The sequence below is a fragment of the Myxococcus stipitatus DSM 14675 genome (assembly GCF_000331735.1).
In the GTDB taxonomy this organism is placed as follows: Bacteria; Myxococcota; Myxococcia; order Myxococcales; family Myxococcaceae; genus Myxococcus; species Myxococcus stipitatus.
Genome location: NC_020126.1, coordinates 4950968 through 4963516 on the forward strand (window position 1 = coordinate 4950968; position 12549 = coordinate 4963516).

Annotated in this window: 8 protein-coding genes; 6 read left to right on the forward strand and 2 right to left on the reverse strand. The window is 71.5% G+C overall.

Translation table 11 applies throughout. From position 1 onward, the window contains the following. Positions 1–40 precede the first annotated feature (40 nt). On the reverse strand, positions 41–523 hold the full coding sequence (locus MYSTI_RS19345) for a hypothetical protein (RefSeq protein WP_015349475.1): 483 nt from the start codon (positions 521–523) through the stop codon (positions 41–43). A gap of 192 nt (positions 524–715) precedes the next feature. Between MYSTI_RS19345 and MYSTI_RS19350 the strand changes: the two genes are divergently transcribed. From MYSTI_RS19350 to MYSTI_RS19370, 5 genes are all read left to right on the forward strand, one after another. Further along, positions 716–1345, forward strand: a complete 630-nt coding sequence (locus MYSTI_RS19350) for a hypothetical protein (RefSeq protein WP_015349476.1) — start codon at positions 716–718, stop codon at positions 1343–1345. A gap of 117 nt (positions 1346–1462) precedes the next feature. Next, complete coding sequence (locus MYSTI_RS19355; protein WP_015349477.1) at positions 1463–2785, forward strand: S1C family serine protease; 1323 nt, start codon at positions 1463–1465, stop codon at positions 2783–2785. Continuing rightward, on the forward strand, positions 2773–3741 hold the full coding sequence (locus MYSTI_RS19360) for an FHA domain-containing protein (RefSeq protein ID WP_015349478.1): 969 nt from the start codon (positions 2773–2775) through the stop codon (positions 3739–3741). The genes MYSTI_RS19355 and MYSTI_RS19360 overlap by 13 nt, the downstream gene beginning before the upstream one ends. A gap of 134 nt (positions 3742–3875) precedes the next feature. Further along, a complete protein-coding gene (locus MYSTI_RS19365) occupies positions 3876–5042 on the forward strand; it encodes a DUF4130 domain-containing protein (RefSeq protein ID WP_267881060.1) in 1167 nt (388 codons plus the stop codon). A 107-nt stretch (positions 5043–5149) separates the two neighbouring features. Beyond that, a complete protein-coding gene (locus MYSTI_RS19370; protein ID WP_015349480.1) occupies positions 5150–5956 on the forward strand; it encodes a hypothetical protein in 807 nt (268 codons plus the stop codon). Positions 5957–5984: 28 nt separating this feature from the next. On the opposite strand, the gene MYSTI_RS19375 is transcribed toward MYSTI_RS19370, so the two are convergent. Then, positions 5985–6965, reverse strand: coding sequence for an aldo/keto reductase (locus MYSTI_RS19375; RefSeq protein WP_015349481.1), 981 nt, complete (start codon positions 6963–6965; stop codon positions 5985–5987). A 255-nt stretch (positions 6966–7220) separates the two neighbouring features. On the opposite strand from MYSTI_RS19375, the gene MYSTI_RS19380 reads away from it, so the two are divergent. After that, the gene (locus MYSTI_RS19380; protein ID WP_015349482.1) at positions 7221–12545 is read left to right on the forward strand and encodes a non-ribosomal peptide synthetase; all 5325 of its coding nucleotides are present in this window, start codon (positions 7221–7223) and stop codon (positions 12543–12545) included. The last annotated feature ends 4 nt before the right edge of the window (positions 12546–12549 follow it).

The following is a 12549-nucleotide window of genomic DNA, read 5'->3' on the forward strand; positions in this document are numbered from 1 at the left end:
CCGGGTCCGGTGGATTTCCGAGTGGAAACGCGAGCTTCCATCAGTCCCGCTTGAGGCGGCGACGAGAAGCGACCCTGTCCAGCAAGGCCTGCAGGCGAGGCTGCGGTGCCTTGGGCAGTGCCTTGTCTGTCGGGGATTGTAGGGGCATCTCGCGGGCCATCCGGAAGAGCTCGATCAGCCTTTCCTTGAAGAGCTCGTTGTCCGGGCGCTCCTGGAGGGCGCGGCGGTAGGCGGCGGCGGCCCCTACGTAGTCTCCCAGGGCGAACAGCCGCTCGCCCTCCTGGGCGGGTGAGGACGGACCGAGCGGCAGCTCGGGCTCCTCGGGTGGGCGCGAGGCCTCCAGGGTTTGCAGCTCCAGGGGTTGGAGCGACTCACGCAGCTGGGCGAGCTTGTCCCCGAGCACGGTGTCCTGGGGAAAGGCGTGCGCCAGCGTCTCGTAGAGGTGGAGGGCCTCGGCGAGCTCACCTCGACGCAGGGCTCGGTCGGCGCGCGCCTCCATCTCCACCCGGGCTGCAGGAGTCATCTCGGCGGCACGTTACCCGCGCCGCTCCGGGATGTCACAACGAAGGCGCCTGGGTGCGACCCGCGCCAGGACCTCTGTGCTCGTTTGTCTCGTTTGTGCCGAGTTGCTCGAGGACACGCGCGCCTGCGCGAGGCGTGGGGGTGGCTCTATGCTCGAGGGGTGAATCTCGCGTGGGCGGCCGGGGGCTGGTTGATGTTGGCGGGCGCGCTCGGCTCCGAGCTGCGGCGGGATGGCTATGTGCTGCGCCCGCCGGAGGGCTTCCACATGGTGCGGTGGGAGCCCTACGCCGGTTCGGTGGCGGGGGCCGTGTCGCTGGACGCGGAGGCGGGGCGGACGTTGTCGGCGGCGCTGTCGGATGGCGAGGGGCCGGACGCGGCGATGATGCTGGTGTCCGTGGTGGAGCGAGGCTTCTCCGCCAGTCCGGCGGAGCGCGACGACTTCGCCTCGGCGGTGATGCAGCACTTCCAGCGGGAGCTGGGGGTGGCGCTCGCGCCGGAGCGGGTGGACCGGGTGGGAGGCGCGGCGCCGCGCGTGGAGGTGCTGGGCACGCTGCGGGAAGCGGGGCAGGTGCGCACGGTGCTGGTGGCGGGGCTTGCCTCGGAGGGGCGTCACGCGGTGGTGGTGGTGAGCGCGCCGGCGGTGCGGTGGGAGTCGCTGGCGCCGGGCGTGCGTGCCTCGCTGGAGACCTTCCGGTTGGAGCCCACGACGGCGCCGGGGGTGGTGCCGCGCCGGGTGCTGGGCGCGCTGGCCGGTGCGCTGGCGGGAGCGCTGCTGGCGTCGTATGCGGCGTGGCGGCGCAAGCGGGGGGCTCCCGAGGGCTGAGTCGGGTGAGTCGCGTTGCCCCCGGGGCCGTGGGGGTAGCGAGCGCCCGGGGGGAACTTGCCGGGGCTGGAGGATGATCCCCACCCGCCGGGCGCTGGGATAGCGTGCGCCGCATCCATGTTCGTCCTCCTTCTCGTCGCCGTGCTGGGGCAGGCGCCGTCGGCCGCCCCGTCCGAGCCGGATGTCCCATCACCCGCTGAAAGCGAACAGCCCGTGGCGCCGGTTCCGGCCGTGCTGCCTCCGGCCACGCATGAGCTGTTCCAGCGCATCCAGAACCGCGTCGCGCAGGTGCGCATCATCGAGCGGCGCTCGGGCACGCGGTCGTCCATCGGCTCGGCCTTCTTCGTCTCCGCGCAGGGCCACGCCATCACGAACTACCACGTGATTTCGGACGTGGTGCTCCACCCGGAGGACTACACCGCGGAGCTCGTCCTGCGCAGCGGCGGCGAGCCCGTGCCCGCGAAGCTGGTGGACGTGGACGTCGTGCATGACCTCGCCGTCATCCGGATGGACGCGGGCGTGAAGGACTTCTTCCCCTTGGAAGACCGTGAGCCGCCGCAGGGCACGCGCCTGTTCGCCATGGGGAACCCGCACGACCTGGGCACCACCATCGTCGAGGGGACCTACAACGGCTTCATCCAGGACTCGCTCTATGAGCGCGTCCACTTCAGCGGCGCCATCAACCCGGGGATGAGCGGCGGGCCCACGCTCACCGGCCAGGGCACCGTGGTGGGCGTCAACGTCGCCACCATGGGCAACCAGCTGGGCTTCCTGGTGCCCGTCAAGCGCGCCAGTGCGTTGCTCGCGCGGGCGCTCGCGGCGAAGGCGGAAGAGGCGCCGCCGCTCGTGGAGTCGGTGCGCGCGCAGCTCCTCGAGAACCAGCAGCGGCTCACCGAGCAGATGCTCGCGGCGGCGCTGCCCAAGCACCGGCTGGGCAGCTACCACGTGCCGGGGCGCTGGATTCCCTTCCTCAAGTGCTGGGGCGACACGCCGCATGAGCCGGAGGTGCCGTACACGGTGACCAACTACCAGTGCTCGTCGGAGGAGGACATCTACCTGTCCTCGCGCCACCGCACGGGCGTGGTGGCCTTCCTTCACCAGCAGGCCTCCAGCCAGAAGCTGGGCGCGCTGCGCTTCTCCGCGCTCTACAGCGCGCTGTTCTCCCAGGACCCGGACACGGTGGAGGCTTCGCGCGAGGACGTCACCAACTTCCGCTGCACCACGGAGTTCGTGGACGTGGAGGGGCTGCCCGTGCGCGCCGCGATGTGCCTGCGCGCCTACAAGCGCTTCCCGGGCCTCTATGACCTGGTGCTGCGCGCCGCCGCGCTCAACGCCAGCACGAGCGGAGTCGACACCAGCCTCACGCTGGGCGGCTTCACGGCGGACAACGCGCGCAAGCTGGCTCGCCGCTACCTGGAGGGGTTGTCGTGGACGAAGTGATTTTCGTCGAGGTGGTGGAGGGCGACGCCGTCCACGCGCGTCACCGGCTGGAGCGCTTCCCCGCGACGGTGGGGCGCGCGTACTCGAACGACGTCATCCTGGACGACCCGAAGGTGTCCGCGGAGCACCTGCGCATCGAGCGGCGCGAGGACGGCGTGCTGGTGGTGCGCGACGCGGGCAGCCACAACGGCACCTGGCGCGTGGACTCCTGGGCGCGGCTGGCGGAACTGGAGGTGGCGCCGGACACGCGCGTGGCGGTGGGGGACACCGTGCTGCGCTTCCGGGGGCGCAACCACGTGGTGCCGGAGACGGTGGTGACGTCCGCGCCCACGGCGCCGCGCGAGCGCTGGTTCGAGCACGCGCGGGCCTTCCCGCTGGCGATGCTGGCCTTGCTGGCGGCGAGCGCGCTGGAGTCCCACCTGGGCAACTACGGCCGCACGGACTGGGGCGCGCTGACGATGGCCCTGGTGATGCCGCTCACGCTCACGCTGCTGTGGGCGGGAGGCTGGGCGGTGGCCAGCCGCATCTCCCGGCGTCAGTTCCACTACCGCACGCATGCCACCATCGGCAGCCTGGTGTTGCTGGCGGCCGTCGCGCTTCCGCCGGTGTTGTCGGCGCTGGGCTTCAGCCTGGGCTGGGACTCCGGGCTGGTCTGGCTGCACCACGTGACGTTCCTGGTGCTCATGGGGGTCGGCCTGTACTGGCACCTGCGCTACGTGGCGCGGTGGGAGCCGGCGCGGTTGGTGCGCGTGCTCATCGTGGTGACGCTGGCCTTCGGCGCGCTGTCCCGGGCGGATGACCTGCTGGGCAACGAGCCCTTCAGCACGTCCCTGGACTTCTCCCGCACGCTCCTGCCCCCGGCGCTCCGGGTGGCCCGTGCCCAGCCGATGGAGTCCTTCTTCGAGGAGCTGGGGGGACTCCAGGAGCAGGTGGACGCGCTCGCGAAGGAGGACTAGCTCGGAAGACACTCCGCGACGTCACGGGTGGGATGGTGATGTCAGACCTGGAAGGTAGACAGCCTGCGCGCGCGCGGTGAGGCCCGGGAGGTCCGCGCCGCGCGGGGCTGAGCGACCAGGAGGTCCAGGTGCGGGTGAGCGTGGCATCGGAGTTGGGGGCGTTTCGGGACGTGGCGCGGGGGCTGCTTGCGCGGGGCGTGCCCCCGGAGCGGGTCACCTTCGAGGATGCCCCCGGACCCTGGGAGGGACCCGTGGACCCGGGCGGCCTGGAGGGTGCGTCAGCTCGGGCGCTTCCGGTGTTGCCGTGGGACTTCCTGGGGCTGGCGGAGAAGGTGGTGTGCCACCGGGCACCGGAGCGCTGGGCGCTGCTGTACCGCGTGCTCTGGCGGATGACGCGAGGAGAGCGGCGCCTCTTGGAGCGGGAAGGGGACCTGGACGTCCAGCGGCTGCGGCGCATGGAGCGCGCGGTGCGGCGGGACGTGAGCAACCTGGTGATCCGCATCCGCTTCCGGCGGGGCGTGTCCGACGGCGCGGAGCGCTACGTGGCCTGGTATCGGCCGGAGCACCGCGTCGTCCGACTGGCGGCGCCCTTCCTCGTGGGCCGGTTCCCCGCGCTGAGCTGGAGCCTGTTCACTCCGGACACCAGCGCGCACTGGGACGGCGTGCGGCTCACCTTCGGGGCGGGGCTCCGGCGGGAGGACCCTCCCGGCGGCACGGAGCCCTCACCGTCTCCCGCGGCGCGGCTGGAGCGGCGCACCCTGTCGTGCGGGGTCACCCGGACGCCGGTGATGCTGCTGGGGGACGTGCCTGGGACGTGGGACGAGGACGGTGGCGTGTGCTTCGTGGGTCCCGCGGGGAAGTTCCTGGAGGTCGTGCTCGCGCGTGCGGGGCTGCGGCGCACGGACCTGCGCGTCTCGCGGGAGGCCCGGCCCGGTGTCTTCGCCGTGCCCTTGGACTGGGGGGACGCCCGGTCGCGCCGGGAGCGGCTCGTCTCGGAAGTCCTGGAGGTCCGCCCGCTGCTGTTGCTGGCGCTCGGAAGCGTCGCGGGACAGCTGCTCTGGGGGCCTGGGTTCAGGCTCGACGTGTGTCGGGGGCGGCTCGTCCAGCTGTCCTCGGAGGCCGTCGCCCTGGCCACCTTCGCTCCTTCGGAGGTGTTGCGTCCGGGCGACCCTCGGGTCCAGGCGGAGCTGCGCATCCACTTCGAAGCGGACCTCCGTTCGGCGGCGGACGCGCTGCGGCGGACGTTGGTGGCACGGGCGGAATCCGCGCGGACATGTAACGATTTCAGCGCCCGTGAGTAACCTCTGTGTCGGGCCCTGGTGGAGTTCTGGTTCCACCAGGGGCTGACTCCATGGGTGGCACTTCCTGGTGCTGCCCTGGAGCTACGCCGAACCTACCGGGGGGTACCATGCGTCATCTGTCCGTGGCCCTGATGTTCCTGTCGGTCTCCGCTTGCACGCACACCCCCAGCCCGCGGTCCGGGCGGGTGGTCTCCGTTGCCCCCGCGGACCTGGCGATGAAGGCGGGCTACACACCGTGGACCATCAGCATGCCGTTCGGGGAAGCAGAGGATGGCAGTGCGCTGGTGCTGCGGTTCCTGGACCAGGCGGAGCTGTCCGGGGCTCGCTTCGTCAGTGACATGCAAGTGGTGTTCATGGCGGATGATGCGGGCACGGAGCTGGAGTGCCGCAGGCGCCTGGTGCCCCAGGCCTCCTTCGCCACGAGAAAGGGGCAGGGCGCGCCTCGGGCGATGGCGGAGGCTCCCGCGCCGCTCAAGCACATTCGCCGCGTCGAGATGGACACGGTGGTGCGCTGTGGAGACGCGACGGGGCGGGCCGTGCTCCAGTTCCTGAGCCAGAACTCTCCTCCGAGCCCGACGCGTCCCCCGTTGATCCGCTACACCACGACCACGATGCTGATGGGGGCGTCGAGCGGTTCTTGCGTCGCCCACACCGTGAAGCGCGTGGTGACCCGCTACGCGTTCGAGGACGCCGTCGACTTCGCTCCCATGCGCGCGGACCGGCTCATGCAAGCCCGTCCGGAGCTGCGGCTGTGGGCCTCCGAGGCGGAGTGTGTGCCGAGAGATCCGCTGTCTCCCCTGGGCAACCGTCTGGAGGCCCAGGCCTATGGTGGCGCCGGGCCTCGCGCGGCCTTCCTGGGGCCGGAGCTGTCGATGAGGACGGAGCCGAGTGCCCCGTCCTTCATCGACCTGTGAGGGCCCGGACTCGCCGAGCCCGTTCGACTCACATCCCGCGGAGCGCGTGGGGCTGGTAGGGCGCCTCGAGCTGTTGAATCTCCTCGGGCTGGAGCTTGAGGTCCACGGCTCGCACCGCGTCCTCCAGGTGCTCCATCTTGGTGGCGCCGATGATGGGCGCCGTCACCCACGGGCGAGACAGCAGCCACGCCAGCGCGACCTGGGCGGGAGGCACGTTGCGCGCGGCGGCTACGCGGCGCGTCGCCTCCACCACCTCCCAATCTCCCGGCTGGTCATAGAGCATGCTCGAGTAGGCATCCGACTTCGCGCGCGGCGTGGAGCTCTTGTCCTCCAACGACGTGCGTGAGCCCGCGAGCAGCCCGCGCGCCAGCGGAGACCAGGGGAGGATGCCAATGCCCTCCGCTTCGCACAGCGGGTGCATCTCGCGCTCCTCCTCGCGGTAGACCAGGTTGTAGTGGTCCTGCATGGACACGAAGCGCGTCCAGCCATTCAGGTCCGCCAGGCCCAGCGCTCGGGCGAACTGCCACGCGAAGGTCGACGACGCTCCCAGGTAGCGCACCTTCCCCTGCCGCACGAGCTGGTCCAGCGCGCACAGCGTCTCCTCGATGGGCGTCTGCGGATCCATCCGGTGGATCTGGTACAGGTCGATGGCCTCCACCCCCAGCCGCTTCAGGCTCGCCTCACACGCCTGCACGATGTGCTTGCGTGACAGCCCGCGCATGTTGGGGCCGTCCGCCATCGGGAAGAACACCTTGGTGGCCAGCACCACCTCTTCCATCTTCGCGTAGCGACGCAGCGCGCGTCCGGTCACCTCTTCGCTGACCCCCAGCGAATACATGTCCGCCGTGTCGAAGAAGTTGATGCCCAGCTCCACCGCGCGCCGGAAGAACGGCTGGGACGCTTCCTCGCTCAGGACCCAGGGGCGCCAGGAGGGGGTGCCGTAGCTCATGCAGCCCAGGCCCAGTCGCGACACGCGCAAGCCCGTCTTGCCCAGTTGGGTGTACTTCATCTCGTTGCTCCTCCTGCCTTGTTTCCATGCGCCAGGACGGCCGCGCCGGTGTCCTGGATATGTAGCCGGTTCCTCCCGATGTCATGGGTCATTCATAGAGGGCCTGCTTTCGCGTATGTCGCGAATACGTTAAAAGAGCAGTGTTTCAGGGGGCTCCAGCTGGTGCGGTGCGGACAGCGCCCCAAGTCGACGGGATGCGTGTGTGCCGTGCTCATCCGGCGGGGGTCCTCGCGCAAATCCCCCCCGGGACTCGACATGCACCTGCCGACTCGCGTTTCCCCCGCATCCGCGTTCGTCCGTCCGGAGTCCACCACGCTCGTGGAGGTGTGCCGCTACCGCGCGGTGACTCAACCCACGGACGACATCTACACCTTCGTGGATGAGACGGGGGAGCACACCGTCACCTATGCCCAGCTGGACACCGAGGTGCGCGCGGTGGCGGCGCGCCTTCAACGCGAGCTGGCCCCGGGAGACCGCGCGCTGCTCATGTACCCGCCGGGTCGCGAGTACGTCGTGGGCTTCCTCGCGTGCCTCTACGCGGGCGTGGTGGCGGTGCCCGCGTATCCCCCGGACGTGACGCGCCTGGGGCGTACGCTGCCCAGGCTCCTGGCGCTGGTGGCGGACTGTGGCGCGCGAGTGGCGCTCACCACGGAAGGCATCGCCTCGCTGGTGGGGCCACTCACGGAGGGGCGCGAGGACCTGCGCGCGCTGCGCTGGCTCGCGACGGACGGCGTGCCCGTGGAGGAGGCCGCGTCGTGGCGCGAGCTCGACCTGCGCCCCGACACGGTGGCGTTCCTCCAGTACACCTCCGGCTCCACGGGGACGCCTCGCGGCGTGGTGCTGGGGCACCGGCAGCTGCTGCACAACTCGGAGCTCATCTCCCGGGGCTTCAACGCGAAGCCGGATCCGCGGTTCGTCTCCTGGCTGCCGCCGTACCACGACATGGGGTTGATCGCCGGCATCATCCACCCGCTGTTCCGCGACATGCCGTCGTCGCTGATGCCGCCCCTGTACTTCCTCCAGCGTCCCATGCGCTGGCTGGAGGTCATCTCCCGCCATGGCGGCACGGTGAGTGGCGGACCCAACTTCGCGTTCGACCTCTGCGTGCGCAAGAGCACGCCGGAGGAGCGCGCCGCGTTGGACCTGAGCCGGTGGGAGGTCGCGTACTGCGGCGCGGAGCCGGTGCGCGCGGAGACGATGGAGCGCTTCGCCCAGGCCTTCGCGCCCGGGGGGTTCCGGCGTCAGGCGCTCTATCCCTGCTACGGGCTCGCGGAGGGGACGCTCATCGTCACGGGCCGCCAGCGCGCGGAGGACCGCGAGGACGTGCTCGTGGTGCGCGACTACTCGCGCGAGGGGCTGGAGCGAGGCGAGGCGCGACCGCCGTCTCCCGGTGAAGAAGGCGCCGCGCTGGTGAGCTGTGGCGAGGTGCTGGGCGTGCAGGAGGTCCGCGTGGTGGACCCGGGCACGCGCGAGGTGGTGCCCGCGGGGCGCGTGGGCGAGCTGTGGGTGCGTGGCCCCAGCGTCGCGGAGGGGTACTGGCAGCGGCCCGAGGAGACCGAGCGCGACTTCAACGGCCGACTCGCGGGCTCGGCCGAGGGCCCCTTCCTGCGCACGGGCGACCTGGCCATCGTCGAGGACGGCGAGGTCTTCATCACCGGCCGACTGAAGGACGTGCTCATCCTTCGCGGGCGCAACCTCTACCCGCAGGACCTGGAGCTGACGGTGGAGCGGAGCCACCCGGCCTTGCGGCCCGGCTGTGGCGTCGCGTTCCCGGTGCAGGTGCATGGCGAGGAGCGGCTCGTCGTGGTCCAGGAGGTGGCCGCGAAGGCGGTGGAGGGGGGCGCCGTCGATGACGCGCTCGCGCGCATCCAGGCCGCGCTGACGGAGGAGCACGGCGTCGCCGCGCATGCGGTGGTGCTCATCACCGCGGGGAGCTTGCCGAAGACCTCGAGCGGAAAGGTCCAGCGGCGGGTGACGCGGCGGACCTATCTCGACGGCGCGCTGGAGGTGGTGAAGGCGTGGCGCGAGTCCGACGTGGACTCACGCGACGCCGAGTCCGTGTCACCGGAGTCCGACGAGGTGCTCGGGTGGCTCGCGGGGGATGTCGCGTGGCGGTTGGGGAGCTCCGCGGAGGCGCTCGACGCGGATGCGCCGCTCACCCGGTACGGGTTGGACTCGCTGCGGGGGCTGGACGTGATGCACGCCATCCAGCGGCGGTGGGGTGTGTCACTGCCGCCCACGTTCCTCCTCCAAGGCCCGAGCCTGCGCGAGGTGGCGGCGAAGGTGGAGCAGGAGCGAGGCGCGGCGGTGCAGCCCGTGTCGTCTTCGACTCCTGCGCTCGGAGATGTTTCACCCCACGTCTCGGATGGACAGCGGGCGCTGTGGTTCCTCCAACGGCTGGCGCCGGGCGGCACCGCGTACCACATCGCGCGGGCGATGCGGCTGGCGCCTGACGTGGACCTGGAGGTCCTCGCGCGGGTGTTCGCCGAACTCGCCGCGCGCCATCCGGCCCTGGCCTGTGCGTTTCCCGAGGAGCGAGGCGAGCCCGTGTGGCGGTCCGCCGCCGCGCCGGTGATGGAGCGGGAGTCCGCGAGCGGCTGGAGCGACGCGGCCTTGCGGGAGCGGCTGGATGCGGAGTCCCAGCGCCCCTTCGACCTGGAGCATGGCCCCTTGATGCGGGTGCGTGTCTTCACGGGCGTCGAGACCGGGCCGGTGTTGTTGCTCGTGTTCCACCACCTCATCACCGACTTCTGGTCGCTGGAGGTGTTGGCCGAGGAGCTGGGCGTCCTCTACACGGCGGGCGTTCGGGGTGTCCCCGCGGAGCTGCCCCCGCCGCCGCCGATGGCGGGCCCCATCCTCCGAGAGCGGGAGGCGCGGCTCACTGGGGCGAGAGGCGAGGCGCTCCAGTCCTGGTGGCGTGAGCGCTTGGGCGGTGAGCTGCCGGTGCTGGAGCTGCCGACGTCGAAGCCGAGACCCCGGCTCCAGTCCTTCCGAGGCGCGGCGGTGTCCTTCCAGGTGGAGGCGGATACGGCCTCCCGGCTGTTGTCGCTGGCGGGCACGCACGGCGCGACTCCGTTCATGGTGTTGCTGGCGGGCTACGTGGCCTTCTTGCGGCGCTACACCGGACAGGAAGACCTGGTGGTGGGGACGCCGACAACGGGCCGAGCGCATGCGGACCTGTCGAGACAACTGAGTTACTTCGTCAATCCCGTGGCGCTTCGTGCGCGGGTGCCGAGAGGGCAGTCCTTCACCTCGCTGTTGAAGGAGGTGCGCGGCCTCGTCTTGGAGGCGCTGGAGCACCAGGAGTTGCCCTTCGCCCGGATGGTCGAGCGGCTCCAGCCCCGACGGGATGCGGCCCGTGCTCCTGTCTTCCAGACGATGTTCGTGCTGCATGCCGGGCGCCCGGGACGCGAGGCGCTCGCGCCCTTCGCCCTGGGCGGCGCGGGGACTCGAGTCCGGCTGGGCGCGCTGGAGCTGGAGTCCGTGCCGCTGCGCAATCAGGCCTCCGCCTTCGACCTGACGTTGACGATGGCCGAGTCGGAGGGAGGCTTCGCCGCGAGCCTGGAGTACTGCACGGACCTGTTCGACGCGGCGCTCGCCGAGCGCATGGTGCGCCACTTCCGAACGCTGCTGGACGCCGCGGCGCGCGAGCCCGAGGTGCCCGTGTTGGACCTGCCCCTGCTCGAGGGTGAGGAGCAGCGCGTGCTGCTCGCAGCGGGCCGGCGCGCGACGGCCTCCGAGGAGCCCTCCGCCCGAAGTCTGCACGGTGCCTTCGAGGCCGCCGTGGCGAGGTCACCGGACGCGGTGGCGTTGGTCTCCGGGACGTCCCGCTGGACGTACGGCGAGGTCGATGCCTGGGCGGAGAGACTGGGCGCGAGGTTGCGGCAGCGAGGCGTGGGCCCCGAGGTCCGCGTCGGAGTCCTGCTGGAGCGAGGACACCCTGGGACGGTCATCGCGTTCCTCGCCGTGCTGAAGGCGGGCGGGACGGTGGTGCCTTGTGAGCCCTCGCATCCTCCCGAGCGGATCGCATGGATGCTGCGGGACGCGGGGGCGCGTGGCCTGCTCGTGCAGGAGCGCCTCTCGAGGCGCCTGGACCTCTCGTCGGATGTGTTGCGCCTCCTCTGGGAGGAGCTGGGCGGGCACGAGCCGCGAGCGGAGGACGTCCGCACCGACGCGCCCTCGTTCCCGTCTCCGGAGTGCTCCGCGTATGTCATCTACACCTCGGGAAGCACGGGGCGCCCGAAGGGCGTCGTGGTGACCCATCGCGGAGCCCTGCACCTGGCGGAGTCGATGGGGCGGGGCTTCGGGTTGGGGGCGGGAGACCGGGTGCTCCAGTTCGCATCCCCGGCCTTCGATGCCTCGATCGCGGAGTACCTACAAGCGCTCCTGACGGGCGCGGCGCTGCACCTGCCTCCCTCGGGCGAGTTGCTGGCGGGAGAGGCGCTGCACCGCGTGCTGAAGGAGGAGCGCATCACGCTGGTGACGCTGCCTCCGTCCGCGTGCGCGCTGTTGCCGGAGGCTCCGCTCCCGGACCTGCGGAGGCTGGTCTCCGCGGGAGAGTCCTGCCCGGAGGACCTGGTGTCGCGCTTCGCGCCCGGGCGGACCTTCGTGAACGCCTATGGCCCCACGGAGGCGACCGTGTGCTCGACGTGGGCCATCTGCCAGCCGGGAGAGGGCACTCCGGACATCGGCCGACCGTTGCCCGCGGTGGATGCCTACGTGCTCGACGAGGCGCTGAACCCCGTCCCTCGGGGCGTGGCGGGAGAGCTGTGCGTCGGCGGTCCGATGGTGGCGCGAGGCTACCTGGGCCGTCCGGACCTCACGGCCGAGCGCTTCGTTCCGGACCCTCATGGAGGAGCGCCGGGTGGGCGCCTGTACCGCACGGGAGACGTGGCCCGGTGGCGTCCCGATGGCCGGTTGGAGCTGCTGGGGCGCGTGGATGCGCAGGTGAAGCTGCGCGGCTTCCGCATCGAGCCGGGGGAGGTGGAAGCGGTGCTGCGCGAGCTCGCGCGGATGCGGCAGGCGCACGTGCGTGTGTGGCGTCCTCCCTCTGGAGGGGAGGCCCGGCTCGTGGCCTACGTGGTGCCGCCGGAAGAGGGGCTGCCTCCTCCCGGAGAGCTGAAGGCGAGCCTGCGAGCCCGCCTGCCCGAGTACCTGGTGCCCGCGGACTTCGTCGCGCTGGAAGCCCTGCCGTTGCTGTCCAGCGGCAAGGTGGACGTGCGCGCGCTGCCGCCGCCGATGCGCATGGCACCCGCGGAAGGGGCACCCCGAACGCCCTTGGAAGAGGCGTTGTCGCGAGCCTGGGCGGAGACGCTCGGCTTCCCGGCGGTGGGCGTCCACTCGCACTTCTTCGATGACCTGGGCGGCAGCTCGCTGGCGGCGGTGCGGGCGTGCGCGCGAATCCGCGAGTCGCTCGGGCGGGACGTCCCCATCACCCACTTCTTCGAGCATCCCACGGTCCATGCGCTGGCGCGGAGGCTGTCCTCCGATTCGGAGCCGGGCACGCAGGCCGTGAAGCACCAGGAGCGAGCGGAGGCCCGTCGTCAGGTCCTCCAGCGTCGCGGCGGAAGGAACACCTGAGACC

Excerpts from the sequence above, each read along its gene's own strand:
- MYSTI_RS19375 (WP_015349481.1), bottom strand. The coding sequence starts at position 6,965 with ATGAAGTACACCCAACTGGGCAAGACGGGCTTGCGCGTGTCGCGACTG.
- MYSTI_RS19355 (WP_015349477.1), top strand. The coding sequence starts at position 1,463 with ATGTTCGTCCTCCTTCTCGTCGCCGTGCTGGGGCAGGCGCCGTCGGCC.
- MYSTI_RS19345 (WP_015349475.1), bottom strand. The coding sequence starts at position 523 with ATGACTCCTGCAGCCCGGGTGGAGATGGAGGCGCGCGCCGACCGAGCC.
- MYSTI_RS19380 (WP_015349482.1), top strand. The coding sequence starts at position 7,221 with ATGCACCTGCCGACTCGCGTTTCCCCCGCATCCGCGTTCGTCCGTCCG.
- MYSTI_RS19350 (WP_015349476.1), top strand. The coding sequence starts at position 716 with ATGTTGGCGGGCGCGCTCGGCTCCGAGCTGCGGCGGGATGGCTATGTG.
- MYSTI_RS19370 (WP_015349480.1), top strand. The coding sequence starts at position 5,150 with ATGCGTCATCTGTCCGTGGCCCTGATGTTCCTGTCGGTCTCCGCTTGC.